Consider the following 16,184-nt stretch of genomic DNA (forward strand, 5'->3'; position numbering starts at 1 on the left):
GGCCCCGAACCCTTCCCCCTGTCTTTGTCACTCACCTCCCTGAAAGGACTTTTTCCATGACCGCCACCTCCCGACTCCGCGCCCTGGCGCTCGCGCCGCTCTTTCTGCTGGCCGCCGTTGCCGCCCAGGCGCAGCAGCATTCCGACGCCGATACCAAGGCCGACATCCAGCGCCACCGCGCCATGGCCGCCGCGCACGAGGCCGCCGCCAAGTGCCTGGAATCCGGCAAGGGCCACGACACCTGCGAGAAGGAACTGCAGGCGGCGTGCAAGGGCCTGGCCATCGGCAAGTTCTGCGGCATGAAGCACCAGCATTGATCCGTCCCCGGGCCTACCCCGGCCGGGCGCCTGCGACAATCGCACAGGCCGGGCAGGGCGCCCGGCCGCCGTTCGCCGCCTTTTTGAGGACCCCCGCATGAAAGCCATCCCCCTCGCATTCGCCTGCCTGCTGGCCTGCGGCGTGGCCGGCGCGCAGGCGCCGGACGGTGCCGGCGCGGCGCTGTCGTCCCCGCTGGGCGGCGGTGGGCTGCCCCCGGGCAACGGCGCGGGCTACCACAGCCCGCAAAGCCCGATCAAGCCGCTGCCCACGCGCAGCGACGTGGTCCCCTGGTCCACGCTGACCAACTTGCAGAAGAAAACCCTCAAGACCCGCATCGAGCCGGTCTTCAACCCCGAGCAGAAGGCGCTGAACCAAACCGTGCAGCGCGTGCAGGGCTTCATGGTGCCCATGACGGCCAAGCCGCAGCAGCGGCACTTTTTGCTCACCTCGGTGCCGCTCACCTGCGCCTTCTGCATTCCCGGCGGGCCGGAGAGCATGGTCGAGGTGAAGGCCTCGTCCCCCGTCACGTATTCGCTCGAACCCGTGGTGGTCGAGGGCCGCTTCGAGACGCTGCGCAACGACGAGTACGGCCTGTTCTACCGCATGGTCGACGCCAGGCCCGTCCAGTGATGCGAGTGTTTCGCTGACACAGCGCCCAAACTCGCCGCCCCCACGTTCCCCATGACACCCGCGCGCCCGCAGCCACTGCCGCACCGCCGACGCATCGCCGTCTGGTGGATCGCGTTCGCGCTGCTGCTGGCGCCATTGCTCGGCCGCATGCACCAGGTGGTGCACGGCGTGGCGCCGGGCCTCGCCTCGGCCTCCGTCTCCTGGCCGGCGGGCGTGGCGCACCATGCCACGGCGCCCGATGCGCGGCCAGGGCAGGGCGGCGACGCACTCCACGCGTTGTTCGCCGGCCACCACGGCGCCGACTGCCAGCTGCTGGACCAGCTGCTGCTCAGCGGCGCGCTGCTGGCGGCCCTGGTGCTGCCGACGGTGCACGGCGCCGCGCAGGCACCGCTGCCGGAACACGCCTCGCACACCGGCACGCGCCAGCGGTCGGCCTTTCTCGCCCGCGCGCCCCCCGCGCGGGGCTGACCGCGCCGTCTCCGCACCGCCCCGGCCACCGCTGGCCACCCCCGACATCAGTGCGGCGATGCTCCTTTTTTGATAGCTAAATGCCCTAGTCAAATTTGCGCTGGTGGCACTTTTTGCCTGATTGACTGCCTGCTCCACGCACAGGCCGTTCCGCCCGCCCAGGCCTGCCCGGGCCGCAGGAGAACGGCGCCGTGCGCGCGCAGGCCGCCGCCCCTTTTCGTGAAGCCTGAATCCATGAACTCCCCCCACCGCACCGCGCAGCCTGCTGCGCCCCTCACCGCACGCCCAGCGCACGCTCCCGCTGCGCGGCGCGCCACGCTGCGCCCCCTGGCCTGGGCCGCGCTGCTGGCGCTGGGCGGTCCCGGCCTGCTGCCGGCCGTGCACGCCCAGGCGGCCAACGCGGCCGAACCCGCAGCGTCCGCCAGTGCCTCCGCACCCACGCCAACCACGCCCACGGCGCCGGCCGCGCGCCTGCCCGAGGTGACCGTCACCGGCAACCCGCTGGGCGCCGCCACCGTGGTCGCGCCAGCCGCGCAGCTGTCGGGCGATGCGCTCACCCTGCGCACCCAGTCCACCCTGGGCGAGACGCTGGACGGCCTGCCGGGCGTGAGCAGCACCTATTTCGGCCCCAATGCCAGCCGCCCCATCATCCGCGGGCTGGACGGCGACCGCATCCGCATCCTGCAAAACAGCGGCGCCACGCTGGACGCCTCGGCCCTGAGCTTCGACCATGCCGTGCCCACCGAGGCGCTGGTGACCGAGCGCATCGAAGTGCTGCGCGGCCCGGCGGCGCTGCTGTACGGCGGCAGCGCCGTGGGCGGCGTGGTCAACGTGATCGACAACCGCATTCCCCGCGAGCCCATCAACGGCGTGGCCGGCAAGGCCGAGGCGGCGGCCGCCACGGGCAACGGCGAGCGCTCGGGCGGCGCGATGGTGGAGGGCGGCAACGACCGCTATGCGCTGCACGTGGACGTGTTCGACCGCGACACCGACGACGTGCGCGCCCCGGCCGACCTGGCCTGCGAAAAGCCCGGCTCGCCGGGCCTGGCGCGCCGCATCTGCAACTCCGCCAGCCACACGCGCGGCGGCGCGGTGGGCGGCACGGTGTTCTTCGACCGCGGCTACCTGGGCGCCTCGGCCAGCACCTACCGCAACGACTACGGCACCGTGGCCGAGGACGACGTGACCATCGGCATGCGCTCCAACCGCTACGCGCTGGACGGCGAGTGGCGCATCGACGCGGGCCCGCTGCAGAGCATCAAGATGCAGGCCAGCCACACCGACTACGTGCACACCGAATTCGAGGGCGGCGAGGCCGGCACCACCTTCCGCAACCGGGGCAACGACCTGCGGCTGGAGGCCAAGCACGCGCCGCTGGGCGCACTGCAGGGCGTGATCGGGCTGCAGGCCGAATCGTCGCGCTTCTCGGCGGTGGGCGAAGAGGCCTTCGCGCCCTACAGCCGCAGCCGGTCCACCGCGCTGTTCGCGCACGAGGAACTGGCCACCGGCTGGGGCAAGCTGACCTTCGGCGCCCGCACCGAGCAGGTGAGCGTCGAATCGTTCGGCAGCGCCGACACCGACCGCTTTGACACCGGCAAGCACACCTTCCACCCCCACAGCGCGGCGGTGGGCGCGCTCGTGAACCTGGCGCCCGACTGGCAGTTGACCTCCAACCTGTCGTACACCCAGCGCGCCCCCAAGGACTACGAGCTGTTCGCCAACGGCCCGCACATCGCCACCGGCGCCTGGGAGACGGGCGACAGCCGCCTGGGCCTGGAGAAGGCGACCAGCATCGACGTAGGCGCCGCCTGGAAGAGCGGGCCTCAGCGATTCGCCGTCACCGCGTTCTACAGCCGGTTCTCCAACTACATCGGCTTGACGCCCACGGGCGCCAGCCTGACGGAAGACGGAGAGCGCGTGCCCGCCGGCACGGACGGTGCGCTGCCCGAGTACCGCTACCAGGGCGTGCGCGCCAAGTTTTACGGCCTGGAAGCGAGCGGCAGCGTGCGCCTGGTGGGCGAGAGCGGGCTGGCCGGCGCCACGCTGTTCGGCGACACGGCATCGACGCTCGACCTGCAGTTGCGCGGCGACCTCGTGCGCGCCACCAACGAGGACACGGGCGAGCCGCTGCCGCGCATCGCGCCGCTGCGCCTCGGAAGCACGTTGGCCTGGGCCAGCGGCCCGTGGCGCGCCGGCGTGGGCTTTGACCACCTGGCCGCCCAGGACCGCGTGCCCAGCGACGGCACCCGCACCACCGGCGCGTACACGCTGTGGAACGCCTCGGTGGGCTACCACCAGCAGGTGCAGTTCGGCGCCACGCGCAGCAACCTGCTGTGGTATGCGCGCCTCGACAACATCACCGACAAGCTGGCCTACAGCGCCACGTCGATCCTGACCACCACGGCGTTCCCGAAGTCGCCGCTGCCGGGGCGCAGCCTGAAGGTGGGCGTGAAGGCGACGTTCTGAGCGGGCGCCGGGGGCGGGCGGCTCGGCGCCGTTGGCCCCCGGCGATTGGGGGCAGGGCAGATTGCTATTTATTTAATAGCAGCATGCCCTAGATTTGATTGCGCTGGAGCCCATTTCGATGGGAATTTCTCCGGTGGCAGACGCCAGGCATGGAGCGTGTCGCCCGGCACCGTCTTGCAAACGGGGTGGATGCGTTCAGGCGTTCCGGCGGCTGCAGGAGGCCGTCGGCGTGGCGCTGCCCGAGCGCGGTGCCCGTCTCTCAGCGCAGGGTCTGCTTGCCGGGCACCTGCGGGTAGGCCAACTCGGCCACCGGCTCGCCGCGCAGCAGGTGCGATTCGACGATGCGGTCGATGCCCGCCTCGTCCACGCCGCCGTACCACGTGCCCTCCGGGAACACCTGCACCACCGGCGCGAGGTTGCAGGGCCCCAGGCAGCTGGTGCGGGCGCTCATCATGCCGTCGCCGGTGTTGCGCAAGTCCAGGCGCTTTTGCTCGTTGCGCAGATGGCCCCAGACCAGCGCGGCGCCCGCGTGGTTGCAGGGGCCGCCCTGGCAGACGAGCACTCGGCGCTTTTGCGGTGGAATCACCGAACCGGCCGAAGGGGCCGCGGCGGGCGCGTCGATGGGGACTGCGGTGGATTGCAGCAGGCCGTGCACCAGCGCATCGACGGCCAGGGTGTCGCCGGGTGGCATGCACAGCGTCACGCTGGGCCGTCGCGGCGCCTGCGCATCGCGCATCCAGCGCTGCACCGCGCCGGTGATCCAGGTGCGAAAGCCCGGCTCCATCGGCAGGAGCAGCGGGACGATGGCGATTTCGTCCACAACGTCCCCAGCTGCCAGGGCGTCCAGCGTTTCGCGCAGGCTCGGGCTGCCCTGTTCGCTGAAGGCAGGCACCACCGCCGCGAAGCGGTCCGCCATCGCGGCCTGGGCGCGCTGGGCGAGTTCTTCCATCTCGCGAACGGCCGCGCCGGTGATGGAGGCCTTGGCCAGAAGGATGGCCGCGCGCCGTGGGGGAGGGCGGATCGGGTCGCTGGGGTTCATGGGAAAGGGCTTTCGTCGGGGGTCGGGTCCATCGGGATCACATAGGGCAGCCCGCCATCGGTGCCGATGCGCGCACCGACGCCGAACAGCGCCTGCACGTTGGCGGGCGTGAGCACCTGCGCGGGCGCGCCGGCATCGAGCACGCGGCCGCCTCGCAGCATCAGCAGCCGGTCGCAAAAGCGCGCGGCCAGGGCCAGGTCGTGGATGGCGATGACGGCCCCAGCGCCGCGCTGGCGCGACAGCTCGCGCACGGTCTGCAGCGTGGCGAGCTGGTGGCGCAGGTCCAGGTCGCTGGTGGGCTCGTCCAGCAGCAGCAGGCGGCCTTGCTGGGCCCAGGCGCGGGCCATCAGCACGCGCTGGCGCTCGCCGCCGCTGAGGTCGCTGAAGTGGCGCAGGGCCAGCGCCTCCAGTGCCAGGCGCTCGATCGCGGCCAGGCAGATGGCCTCGTCCTGCTGCGGCGAGCTGCGGCCCCGGTGCGGCAGCCGGCCCAGCCGCACCATGTCCAGCACCCGCAGCGACATGCCGGGGCCGGTGTGCTGGGGCACGTAGGCGACGGCACGGGCGATCTCCTGGCGCGTACAGCCGGCCAGCGCACGGCCCTCGAACTGCAGGTCGCCGCCGCTCAGCGGCCGCAGGCCGGCCAGGCACTTGAGCAGCGAACTCTTGCCCGACCCGTTGGGGCCGACCAGGCCCAGCACTTCGCCCGGCTGCAGCACCAGGTCGATGCCCTGCAGCACCTCGGGCGACGCGCGCCCGCCGTAGCGGCTGCGCAGGCCCTCGGCGCGCACCAGGGCAGGCGGCGCTGTGGCCGATGCGCCGCTCATGCCGACATCTCGTTGCGCCGCGTGAGCAGCAGGTGCAGGAACAGCGGCACGCCCAGGAAGGCGACGACGATGCCGACCGGCACCACCACCGGCGCGAAGAGCAGGCGGCCTGCCATGTCGGCCAGCAGCACCAGCAACGCGCCCACCACGGCCGCGAAGGGCAGCAGCGCGCGGTGGTCGCCGCCGATCAGCAGGCGCGCGATGTGCGGCGCCACCAGCCCGACGAAGCCGATCACGCCGGTGAAACTGACGATGGCCGCGCTGCACAGCACGGCGGCCAGCGTGATCGCGATGCGGGCCCGGGCGACGGGCACCCCCAGCGAGGCGGCCACATCGTCCCCGCCGGCGCTGAAGGCGTTGAGCGCGCCCGCATGGGCCAGCAGGACCGGCGCGCACAACAGGCAGATGCCGCCGGCCACCCCCACCTCGTTCCAGGAGCGGCCGTTGAGCGACCCGAAGGTCCAGTGCACGATGGCGGCGAGCTGCTGCTCGCTGGCGAAGAACTGGAGCGCCGCGGTGAGCGCGCCGAAGAGGTAGGTGAAGGCCACGCCGGCCAGCACCAGCACCATGGCATGCACGCCGCGCAGCGAGGCCAGGCCCAGCACCCCGGCCGCGCACACCATGGCCGAGGCGAAGGCCAGCGCCACCGTCCACCAGGGGCCGGTGGCGGGCAGGGTGTTCCAGCCCAGCAGGATGGCGATGGACGCACCGAACGCCGCGGCCGGCGAGATGCCCAGCGTGTACGGGCTGACCAGCGGGTTGCGGGTGATGCCCTGCATGGCCACGCCGGCCATGGACAGCCCGGCCCCGCAGACCAGCGCCATGGCGGTGCGCGGCAGGCGCAGTTGCAGCAGCACGTTGCGCTGCGGTCCGTCGTGGGCCCAGGCCTCCAGGCCGGGCAGCAGCGACAGGAGCTGGCGCAGCACTGTGCCGACCGGCTGGGACTGCACGCCCAGGCTGAGCGAGGCCAGCACGGCCAGGCCCAGGGCGAACACCGCCAGGGCCGCGATGCGCCAGCGGCTGGCCCGCAGGCGGCCCACGGCCTGCCGCAGCGCCGCGATGGCGGGGGAGGTGGGGAAGGACGCGGGGGAGGCCGGTCCGGCATCGGTCGGGTTCATTCTCCGCCCTTCATGCGGTCCATCGACCAGGCGTAGCCGCGCTGCGCCGGCACGCCCTGGAAGGTCTGCAGCCAGGTGCCCATGACCGCCTCCGGGTCGATGCCGGCCATGCGCCCGGGGTGCAGCCACTGCGCGATCTGCAGGGCACCGGTGATCTTGGAACAGCCCGATGCGAGGTAGTAGCTCAGGTGGTGGATCTGCCGGTGGCGCACGGCCGGCGTACCCTCCCAGCCCGGCCGCGCGGCCAGTTGGCCGAGCACGTCGGCCGAGAAGGCCCGCGGGTGCGGCAGGTACTGGCCGGGCTGCAGCTTGACGACGACCTCGGGCCGGCGGGCCGGCACCTCTTCGGGGTCCACCTCGAAGTTCTGCACGTTGCCGCGCGGCGACACGCCGCCGGGCAGCCGGATGTCGCCAAACACGTTGGTGCCGCCGCCGGCCTCGATCATGTCGTGCCAGCCCGAGCCCTGCAGCACGGTCTTGTAGGGGCCGACCTCCTCGAAATACACGCGCCGGGGCGTGGCCCCCTGCAGGCGGTCCCGCAGCGTGTCGCGCCAGTGGCGGTAGAAGGCGTTGAGCCGTGCGGCCCCCTCGGTCCGGTGGAACAGCCGGCCCAGCAGCGCGACGTTCCACTCGTGCTTGAGCAGATCCCAGCCGGTGACCACGATGACTGGAATGCCGAAGGGCTTGAGCACCCGCTCGGCTTGCTTCCAGTCGCTGTTGCGCGGCATGAAGACGGCATCGGCCTGCATGCCGACGATGGCCTCGTAGTGGACGCTGGACTGTCCGCTGCCGGCGAGCATGCCGGGGGTCACGCCCGGCCAGTAGTCCGGGTGCTTGCTGCCGTCGAAGTCCACGCCGACCACGGCCGGCATGGCCCCGATGGCGCGGATGAACTCCGTCGTGTAGCGGTTGAACACGACCACGCGCCGCAGGGGCAGCGAAACGGACACGCTGCGGCCCAGGTCGTCGGTGATGGCCGTGGCCTCCCTGGCCTGGGCCGGCGCGCGGCCCGGCAGCCAGGCCGCGCCGGCGATGCCCGCCGCACCGGCCGCACCCCAGGCCCGCAGCAGGGCCCGCCGGCTGCCCGGGCCCTGCGGGACGGAGGCATCGGAACGCATCTCAGAACGCATGGGTGCCGGTCAGCCAGACGGTGCGGGGCCGGCCGAGAATCCACTGCACTTCCGAGCCCTGTGTGGCATAGCGCTTGTCGAAGAGGTTTTCCACCCGCAGGTCCAGCGTCATCCCCGGCATGGCCCGCCAGTTCACGCCGGCCTGGACCACGGTGTACGAGGGCAGCGAGGCGGTGTTGGTGTTGTTCACGAAGCGCTGGCCGACGTACTGCAGTGCCGTGCGCGCGGTCCACCGGGGGGCGAAGTCCCAGAAGGCGCTCAGGTTGGCGCTGCGCTTGGGCACGGTCATCGGCACCTTGCCCGCCAGTTGCTGCGTGCCGCTGCCGACCTGGGCCTGGAAGTCGTCGAACTTCGGATCGAGCACCGTGCCGTTGACCTCCACCCGCCAGGCGCCCAGCCGGACGGATGCCGAGGCCTCGATGCCGCGCGAGGACTGCTGGCCCACCTGTTCCTGCAGGGTGGGGTTGGCCAGGTTGGCGGTCAGCAGGTCCTTCTTGACGAGGTGGTAGGCCGCCAGCGTCCAGTCGAAGCGGCCGCCCCAGAGGCTTTGCTTGAGGCCGAATTCGATCTGCCGGCCCTGGGACAGGCCGAAGCCCTGCTGGTTGGCGCCGATGCTCGCCAGCGAGGTGACCGGGTCCTGCGCCGTGGCGATCTGGCCGTACAGCGCCACCTCCGGCACCGGGTTGAAGACCACGCCCAGGCTGCCGCTGGTGCCGCTGACCTTGCCGCGGGTGGTGTTGCGCAGCTGGCGGTCTTCGCGTTCGGTGCGGTAGCTGTCGCTGCGCAGGCCGGCCACCACGGACCAGCGCTGGCTCAGCGTCAGGTGGTTTTCGAAGAAGACGCCGACGCGGTCGAGGTCCAGGTAGTACATGGGGATCGACTCGCCCCGCCACGCATCGCGGTAGAGGCCCGGCACCGGGTGCAGCGCATCGACGGTGGAGGTGCCGCCCCGGACGTTGTCGAAACGGTTGTAGAAGCTGCGCTCGAGCTGGAAGCCGGCGAGGAACGCGTTCTTCATGCCGGCGATCCGGCCCTGGAACCTGGCGTAGGTATTGACGCCTTCCTGCGTCTGCCGAGAGTAGGAAATGTCCCGGTAGCTGCTGCGGCGCACCGATGCGGTGGCGGGCAGGTAGGTGAACACGGTGGCGTCGCGGTAACGGCGGTTGTGGGTCAGCCGGTAGAGCGTGTTGTGCACCGTGACATCGGCCGAGGGCTTCCACTCGGTGTCCAGCGTGGTCCACTGGTCCTGGAAAAACAGGTCACTGTCGGCGATGTTGTAGTTCAGCGTCTCGGTGCCCGGCACGGGCGCGCCATTGAACACCGGGGTGCCGAGGTAGTGCATGGGCTTTTGGCGGCCGTAGTCGGCGGCCAGGATGAAGTTCAGCTGGGGCGACAGGTCGTAGCGCAGCGAGGCCGACGCGGCCAGGGTGTCGGACGCTCCGCGGTCCACCCAGTTGTCCGCGCTGCGGTGGCTCAGGTCCACCCGGTAGGACAGGCCATTGCCCATCGGGCCGGTGCTGCTGAACGCTTCGTGCCGCGCGTTGTCGGAGCCCACGCCCAGGCCGATCTCGTGCGAGGCCTGCGCCGGGTCGGGCCGCTTGCTCACCACGTTGACCGCGCCGCCGATGGCACCGGCGCCGTAGAGCACCGACGCCGGGCCGTACAGGGCCTCGATGCGCTCGACGTTCCAAGGATCGAAGGGGAAGCTCACCACGCCGCCGGCGTTGGAGAGTTCCAGGCCGTTGTAGAGCTGCTTGACGGAGTTGACACCGGTGAAGCCGCGGGCGCTGAGCACATTGCCACCGTTGCCCGGGCTGTTGGCCGAACTCATGCCGGGCGCGAGCGTCTTGGCGTCGATGACCGACGTGGTGCCCAGGGCGCGGATCAGCTCGCCCGGCACGATGGCCACGCTGGCGGGCGTCTCGAAGGGCGTGAGTTCCAGCCGGCTGCCGGCGGTGGAGGGCAGCACCAGCGGTGTGGCGACGCCGCGGTCTTCGGTGACGGTGACCGGGGACAGGGTGGCGGGGGCCGCGCTGCCCTCGGTCTGGGCATGGGCGCAAAGGCCGGGATAGGCGGCCGCGAGGGCGAACGGGAGCGCAGCGGCGCGCGCACGAAGGACGGGCTTCATGGGAAGGGAGGGGCGATCAAAAAAGCAACCCTGGCCGGCATCCCCGCCGGCGTCTGGGCGATACGAATGCGCCGCCCGTTCATTCATGTATGCAGGCAGGCAGCGCACTCACCTCGTTGGCCGGTATCCGGGCTGACGGCGCTGCATTCCTCGCCTTCCCAGCGCTTGTTCAAGGCGTCCAGTGGCTGTGTGGAGGGATGCTGAAGGCACCTCGGCGGGGGATGGCCGGTGTGCATTCGTCCGTTTGACCGTTGCGGGGGCAGCGCAGGCGGGACGGGTCGGCAGGCCGGCGCTGCGCATCAGCGGCCGGTTGCCGGGGTGTCCTCCTGCTTCCCGTTGAACTGCGGCATGTGAACCACGCCGCGAGCACCAACGGCGCGATTGTAGAGGGGGGTGTCTGGCGGAATCCGGAAAGTCCGCAATGCGTTCCCGACGGGCCCCAAGGCGGGGCGGGGCACGGATAATCGACGGCTCTGCCCGCAGGATCGCCCCGTGAACTCCCCCGTCTTCGCCTCCATGATCCCGGTGATCCTGTTCATCGCCATCGGCTTTCTCGCGGGGCGGCTGGGCTGGGTGCGGGCCTCGGCGGTCAAGGACCTGTCCAACCTGGTGTTCCTGGTGCTCACGCCCGCGCTGCTGTTTCGCACCATGGGCACGTCGCGCGTGCAGGACTTGAACTTCGAGCCGGTGGGCCTGTACTTTCTCGCGGCCGGGCTGGTGTTCGTGGTATCGCTGGCGGTCATGGGGTTTTCCACCCGCTCGGCCGCCTTCGGCTTGGCCAGCATGTTCAGCAACACCATCATGATCGGCGTGCCGCTGGTCGGGCTTGTCTACGGCCAGGAAGGGCTGGTGACGCTGTTCACGCTGATCTCGCTGCACGCGCTGATCCTGCTCACGGCGGCCACGGTGGTGTTCGAGCTGGCGCAGGCGCATGAAAGCCAGCGCGACGGCCGCAGCGCGCCGCGCCCCATGCTGCACACGGTGCTGCAGGCCGTGCGCAACGGCATCCTGCACCCGGTGCCGCTGCCCATCCTGGCCGGGTTGCTGTTCGCGCAGACCGGCCTGCACCTGCCCGAGGTGGTGGACAAGCCGCTGCAACTGCTGGGCATGGCGCTCGGCCCCATGGCCTTGCTGCTGGTGGGCGTGACGCTGGCGTTCAGCAAGGTGGGCCACCATGCGCGCGACGCGCTGCGCATTTCGCTGGTCAAGAACCTGGCGCACCCGTTGCTGCTGCTGGCGCTGGCCTGGGCCTTCGGCCTGGGCGGCACCTCGACGGCGGTGATGTTCCTGGCCGCATCGCTGCCGGTGGGGGCCAACGTGTTCCTGTTCACGCAGCGCTACGACACGATGCAGGACGAGGTGACGGCCAGCATCGCCGTGTCCACGGCGCTGGCGCTGGTGACGGTGCCGCTCATGCTGGTGGTCGCGCAGCGGTTCTTCCACTGAGGCCTGGCGCCCGGTCGGCCGGGCCGAAGCGCCGGCGCACGGCGCGGGCGGTCAGGGCGCGAGGCGCTCGCGCACCCACTGGCCGCCATCGGCCCGGTAGCGCAGCCGGTCGTGCAGGCGGCTCTTGCGGCCCTGCCAGAACTCCCATTGCTCGGGCTTGAGGCGGTAGCCGCCCCAGTGCGGGGGGCGTGGCGGGCTGAGCAAGAACTGCGCGCCGTACCTGGCCGCGTTGGCCACCAGCACACCGCGCCCTGAAATCACCTGGCTTTGCGGGCTGGCCCAGGCGCCGATGCGCGAGTCCAGCGGGCGGCTCTTGAAATAGTCGTCGCTCTCGGCGTCGTCCACCTTTTCCACGGTGCCTTCGATGCGCACCACGCGTTCCAGTTCGACCCAATGGAACTGCAGCGCCGCGAACGGGTTGCCCGCCAGTTGCCGGCCCTTGCGGCTGTCGTAGTTGGTGAACCAGACGATGCCGCGCTCGTCGTAGCCCTTGACCAGCACGATGCGCGTGCTGGGCCGAAGATCGGGCCCCACGGTGGCGAGGGTCATGGCGTTGGGCTCGGGCACCTGGGCGGCCAGGGCCTGCTGCAGCCACTGGTCGAACTGGGCCAGCGGGTCGGCCAGGGAGGCATCTTCGCTGAGTTCCGCGCGCTCGTAGCTCTTGCGCAGGTCGGCGATGGAGGAGGAAAGGGGGCTGCTGCTCATCGGGCGATTGTGCCCCGGCGCGCGCCGCGGGTCAGCGCTTTTGGCCGGGCGCCAGCGCCAGCAGCTTGCCCAGCGCCCGGTCGTGGATGCCCAGGCGTCGCAGTTCGTCGTAGGTGGCCTGGGCGTAGTCGCGGGTGGTGCCGTAGATGCCGGTGGCCTGCTCGAAGATGCGGCGGTATTCGTCGTCCGGCAGCACGCCGGCGTGGCTCGGGCTGCGGCGCGACAGCGTGAAGGCGAGGGCGCGCACCGTGCCCTGGGGCGTCTGGCACGGCAGCCAGCGCGGGTCGTACACCGCCAGCGCCATCTCGCGCTGCCAGAGGTTGACCATGGTTTGGCGGGCGTGCTCGCGGTCCACGCGGAACACCATGCCGCGGCAGCTGCCGCCCGAGAGCATGCCGAACACCAGGCCGGGCCGCTCGGGTGTGCCGCGGTTGATGCGGCTCCACATCTTGAGCGCGCGGTGCCAGCCGTGCACGCGGGCCGGGCGCTGCTCGGCGAAGTCGAAATCGGGCCGCCAGATCAGCGAGCCGTAGCCGAAGATCCACAGATCGTCCTGGCCGCCCCATTCATCCAGGGTGCGCTGGAGCAGGGGGGCGGGGTCGCGCAAGGGGGCGGGCAGCGGCGTCATGACTCTACAATCGCGGGTTGTCTTCAGCCCCCATTATTTACTTTACGGAGTTCTTCCCATGGCCTTCAGCAGTTCCGATGACGACAGCCAGCAACGTTTTGCCCTCGGGTTCCTGTTCGCGCTGATTGCCCTGGTGGTGTCCTCGGTGGTGGGCGTGACGGTGTACAAGCAGCGCAGCCTGGCGCGCGCCCCGGTGGTCGAGCCCGCCGCCGTGGTGGTCGCACCCGCCGGCACGCTGGTGGTGGCCGAGGACGAAGTGGCCCGCGTGGTGGTGGATGGCGGCGTGGTCCGCTTCTACTTCGCCACGGGCCGTGCCGACCTGGCACCCGGTGCCGCACCGGCCCTGGCCGACGTGTCGCGTGCCGTGGCCGAAGGCCGCTCGGTGGTGGTCTCCGGTTACCACGATGCCACGGGCGACGCCGCCGCCAACGCGCAACTGGCCAAGGACCGTGCCTTTGCCGTGCGCGACGCGCTCAAGACGGCCGGCGTGCCCGAAGACAAGATCGACCTGCGCAAGCCCGCCGTCACGCAGGCCGGCGGCAGCAACGCCGAAGCCCGCCGCGTCGAAGTCACGCTGGCACCGCTTTGATCCGGGCTTGAGGGGGTGGCCGCCGGCCGCGTCCTCCGATCCCTCGACAGCAAGCCCGGTCCGCCGGGCTTTTTCTTTGGGCGCTCCAATCTCAGCGGAAGGGGCCTCAATGCAGCCACTGCACGATCTGCTGCGGGGTGAGGTTGCTGCCGCACAGCACGGTCGCCAGCTTCTGCGAGCGCAGCGCGGGGTGTTCCATGATGGCGGCCACGCCGACGATGCCGGCGGGCTCCACCATCAAGCCGGCCGTCTGGAACACCAGTTGCATCGCGCGCCGGATGGCCGCATCGCTGACCAGCAGCACGTCGTCCACCAGGTCTTGCATGTCGTCCAGCGCCTGGGGAACGGGCCGCCGGACCGCGATGCCATCGGCGATGGTCTGCGTGGCGGGCCGCTCGATCAGCCGGCGCGCCTTCCAGGAGGCGGCCATGGCATCCGCGCCTTCCGCACAAACGCCGATCACCCGCGTGGCCGGCGCATGGGCTTTCGTCCACAGGCCCATGCCGTTGAGCAAGGCGCCATTGCCCAGCGGCACCAGCTGGGCATCGAAGGCATCGCGCGCCAGCAGTTCGCGGGCGATGGTGCCGGCGCCTTCGCTGATTTGGGTCTCCAGCCCATCCTCGACCAGCAACGCGCCGGAGGACGCGCAAAAGCGCCGGGCCTCTTCCTTGGCGGTGTCGAAGTCGTCGCTGTGCAGGCGCACCTCCGCGCCCATCGCGCGCATCCGCTCGACCTTGAAGGCATTGGCCGTGGTGGCGGTGTAGACCACCAGCGGCCAGCCGCGGGCGCGGCACACATAGGCCATGGCCTGCCCCCAGTTGCCGGCCGTGGCGCAGACCAGGGGCCGGCCGGCCAGCGCCGCCGCGTTGTCCTTGAGGAAGAAGTCGGCGCCGCGCCCCTTGAACGAGCGCAGCGGGTTCAGCGTTTCGACCTTGAGCGTCAGGGCAGCGCCCAGTGCCTGGCTGAGCGGCTCGCATTCGTACTGCGGGCTGTGGAGAAACACGGGGTCGATGAGGGAGGCCGCGCGCTCGATGTTGCGCAGCGACAGGCGATGGGGGGTGTCGATAATGGTCATGCCCGAAGTATGCGAACCGGTGCGGTGGGCTGGGCCGCGATTGCGCCCCCGCCAACGCCGCCTCGCCGCATTGTGGGCGCCTTCCACGCGGCCTTCGTGCAACCCTCCGACGCCCCATGCCCCTCGACGCCTTCGACCGCCAGATCCTCGACCTCTACCAGCGGGACACCCGCGTGCCCAGCGAGCAGATCGGCGCGCGCGTCGGCCTGTCCGCAGCAGCAGTGCAACGGCGGTTGAAGCGCCTGCGCGAGGCGGGCGTCATCCGTGCCGAGACCGCCCAGCTCGATTGCACCCAGCTGGGCCTGGGCATCACGGCCATCGTACAGGTCGACCTGATCGACGAGTCGGCACGCGCCACGCGGGCCTTCCGCGAGACCGTGGGGCAGCGCGGCGAGGTGCAGCAGTGCTACGGCGTGGCCGGCAGCGTCGACTATGTGCTCATCGTCATCGTGCCCGACCTGGCGGCCTACGAGGCCTTCTGCAAGGCGTGCCTGCTGCACGACCCCAACGTGCGCAGCTTCACCACGCAGATCGTTCTGGATGCGCACCAGCGCGGCGCACCGCTGGCCATTCCCGCGCTGGACCGGTGATCAGGTGCTGCCGCGCACGACGAGTTCGTAGCCCAGCTCGACGCAGCCCGGCCCGGTGGGCGCGCCACGCATCAGCCCGAGCAGCATCGCCGCGCCGGCGCGCCCGACCTCGGCGCGCGGCGTGCGCACGGTGGTGAGCGGCGGCACCATCTGGTCGCTGCCCTCCAGGTCGTTGAACCCGGCCACCGCGATCCGCCCGGGCACCGCCACCCCCAGCCGGTTGGCCGCCAGCAGCCCGCCCTGGGCGATGTCGTCATTGCAAAAGAAGATGGCATCCACGCCGGGAACGCGGCGCACCACCTCTTCGAACAGCCGCGCACCCAGTGCGACCGACGAGCGCTCCGGGCTGAGCACCTCCAGCGCCGGGTCGTACAGGCCCGCCTGGCGCAGGCAGCGGCGGTAGCCCTCGGCGCGCTGCAGCGTGCGCGGGTCCAGCTGGGCAGCGCAGAAGGCGATGCGGCGGCGGCCCCGGTCCAGCAGGTGGCGGGTGATGGCCGCGCCCGCATCGGTCTGCGAAAAGCCCACGCAGGCGACGTCCGGCGCCGTGCTGGTCTCCATCAGGTGCACGCAGGGCACGCCGCTGCGGGCGATGAGCTGGCGGGCGGTTTCGCTGCGGTCGAACCCGGTGACCAGCAGGCCGGCGGGCCGGTGGGGCAGGTAGGTGCGCAGCAGCAGCTCTTCTTCGGTGGTGTCGTAGTGGGTCACGCCGATGAGCGGGTGAAAGCCCTCGGGGAACAGCGTGCGGTGCACCGCCTCCAGCAGATCGACGAAGAGCGTGTTGGACAGCATGGGCACCAGCACCAGCACCTGGGTGCTACGCTGGGAGGCGAGGGCGCGCGCCGCCGGGTCGGGCACGTAGCCCAGGCGGTCGGCCGAGGCGCGCACGCGCTCGGCCAGTTGCGCGTCCACGCTGCGTTCGCCGCGCAGCACGCGCGAGACGGTGATCGGGCTCACGGCGGCATCGCGCGCCACGTCGTCAAGCGTGATGCGGCCGCTGGAACGGCGGGGGCGGCGGGTGGCGTCGGTCAAG

General features: G+C 71.3%; 16 protein-coding genes and 1 riboswitch. Of the genes, 7 read left to right on the plus strand and 9 right to left on the minus strand.

All coding sequences use genetic code 11. The features are described 5' to 3' along the window. The first annotated feature begins 56 nt into the window (after nt 1–56). From AVKW3434_RS02795 to AVKW3434_RS02810, 4 genes are all read left to right on the plus strand, one after another. The gene (locus AVKW3434_RS02795) at nt 57–317 is read left to right on the plus strand and encodes a hypothetical protein (RefSeq protein ID WP_284401979.1); all 261 of its coding nucleotides are present in this window, start codon (nt 57–59) and stop codon (nt 315–317) included. Between the two features lie 97 nt (nt 318–414). After that, entirely contained in the window at nt 415–948 is a 534-nt protein-coding gene (locus AVKW3434_RS02800; protein ID WP_284404178.1) for a DUF3299 domain-containing protein, read from the plus strand. Nucleotides 949–999: 51 nt separating this feature from the next. After that, nucleotides 1,000–1,416 (plus strand): hypothetical protein, encoded by a 417-nt coding sequence (locus AVKW3434_RS02805; RefSeq protein WP_284404180.1) that lies wholly within the window; start codon nt 1,000–1,002, stop codon nt 1,414–1,416. 234 nt (nt 1,417–1,650) lie between these two features. Then, nucleotides 1,651–3,882 carry a TonB-dependent receptor gene (locus tag AVKW3434_RS02810; RefSeq protein ID WP_284404182.1) on the plus strand — a complete coding sequence of 744 codons (2,232 nt, stop codon included), beginning with the start codon at nt 1,651–1,653 and terminating at the stop codon, nt 3,880–3,882. A 259-nt stretch (nt 3,883–4,141) separates the two neighbouring features. Here AVKW3434_RS02810 and AVKW3434_RS02815 read toward each other — a convergent pair whose 3' ends face one another. The 5 genes from AVKW3434_RS02815 to AVKW3434_RS02835 are packed head-to-tail and all read right to left on the minus strand — an operon-like array spanning nt 4,142 to nt 10,121. Continuing rightward, on the minus strand, nt 4,142–4,921 hold the full coding sequence (locus AVKW3434_RS02815) for a (2Fe-2S) ferredoxin domain-containing protein (protein ID WP_284404184.1): 780 nt from the start codon (nt 4,919–4,921) through the stop codon (nt 4,142–4,144). After that, a complete protein-coding gene (locus AVKW3434_RS02820) occupies nt 4,918–5,745 on the minus strand; it encodes an ABC transporter ATP-binding protein (RefSeq protein WP_284404186.1) in 828 nt (275 codons plus the stop codon). The genes AVKW3434_RS02815 and AVKW3434_RS02820 overlap by 4 nt, the downstream gene beginning before the upstream one ends. Next, the gene (locus tag AVKW3434_RS02825; protein WP_284404188.1) at nt 5,742–6,863 is read right to left on the minus strand and encodes a FecCD family ABC transporter permease; all 1,122 of its coding nucleotides are present in this window, start codon (nt 6,861–6,863) and stop codon (nt 5,742–5,744) included. Before AVKW3434_RS02825 ends, AVKW3434_RS02820 begins: the two co-directional genes overlap by 4 nt. Further along, on the minus strand, nt 6,860–7,993 hold the full coding sequence (locus AVKW3434_RS02830; RefSeq protein ID WP_284404190.1) for an ABC transporter substrate-binding protein: 1,134 nt from the start codon (nt 7,991–7,993) through the stop codon (nt 6,860–6,862). The genes AVKW3434_RS02825 and AVKW3434_RS02830 overlap by 4 nt, the downstream gene beginning before the upstream one ends. Further along, nucleotides 7,983–10,121 (minus strand): TonB-dependent receptor, encoded by a 2,139-nt coding sequence (locus AVKW3434_RS02835; protein ID WP_284404192.1) that lies wholly within the window; start codon nt 10,119–10,121, stop codon nt 7,983–7,985. Before AVKW3434_RS02835 ends, AVKW3434_RS02830 begins: the two co-directional genes overlap by 11 nt. A gap of 101 nt (nt 10,122–10,222) precedes the next feature. Continuing rightward, a riboswitch (cobalamin riboswitch) is annotated at nt 10,223–10,510 on the minus strand. Nucleotides 10,511–10,613: 103 nt separating this feature from the next. Here AVKW3434_RS02835 and AVKW3434_RS02840 point away from each other — a divergent pair. Then, complete coding sequence (locus AVKW3434_RS02840) at nt 10,614–11,567, plus strand: AEC family transporter (protein ID WP_284404194.1); 954 nt, start codon at nt 10,614–10,616, stop codon at nt 11,565–11,567. Nucleotides 11,568–11,618: 51 nt separating this feature from the next. Here the strand turns inward: AVKW3434_RS02840 and pdxH are convergent, their stop codons facing one another. After that, complete coding sequence (gene pdxH / locus AVKW3434_RS02845) at nt 11,619–12,272, minus strand: pyridoxamine 5'-phosphate oxidase (protein WP_284404196.1); 654 nt, start codon at nt 12,270–12,272, stop codon at nt 11,619–11,621. Between the two features lie 31 nt (nt 12,273–12,303). After that, complete coding sequence (locus tag AVKW3434_RS02850; protein ID WP_284404198.1) at nt 12,304–12,900, minus strand: gamma-glutamylcyclotransferase; 597 nt, start codon at nt 12,898–12,900, stop codon at nt 12,304–12,306. A gap of 58 nt (nt 12,901–12,958) precedes the next feature. Between AVKW3434_RS02850 and AVKW3434_RS02855 the strand changes: the two genes are divergently transcribed. Further along, a complete protein-coding gene (locus AVKW3434_RS02855) occupies nt 12,959–13,489 on the plus strand; it encodes an OmpA family protein (protein WP_284401999.1) in 531 nt (176 codons plus the stop codon). A 106-nt stretch (nt 13,490–13,595) separates the two neighbouring features. Here the strand turns inward: AVKW3434_RS02855 and AVKW3434_RS02860 are convergent, their stop codons facing one another. After that, entirely contained in the window at nt 13,596–14,564 is a 969-nt protein-coding gene (locus AVKW3434_RS02860; RefSeq protein WP_284404203.1) for a threonine ammonia-lyase, read from the minus strand. A gap of 116 nt (nt 14,565–14,680) precedes the next feature. Here AVKW3434_RS02860 and AVKW3434_RS02865 point away from each other — a divergent pair, with 116 nt between their 5' ends. Next, nucleotides 14,681–15,154, plus strand: a complete 474-nt coding sequence (locus AVKW3434_RS02865) for an Lrp/AsnC family transcriptional regulator (RefSeq protein ID WP_284404205.1) — start codon at nt 14,681–14,683, stop codon at nt 15,152–15,154. Here the strand turns inward: AVKW3434_RS02865 and gntR are convergent, their stop codons facing one another. Next, the gene (gene gntR, locus AVKW3434_RS02870; protein ID WP_284404207.1) at nt 15,155–16,183 is read right to left on the minus strand and encodes an HTH-type transcriptional regulator GntR; all 1,029 of its coding nucleotides are present in this window, start codon (nt 16,181–16,183) and stop codon (nt 15,155–15,157) included. It lies immediately after the preceding gene. Between the last annotated feature and the right edge of the window lies 1 nt (nt 16,184).

Origin of the sequence: Acidovorax sp. SUPP3434 (assembly GCF_030159015.1) — a bacterium.
Classification (GTDB): domain Bacteria; phylum Pseudomonadota; class Gammaproteobacteria; order Burkholderiales; family Burkholderiaceae_C; genus Paracidovorax.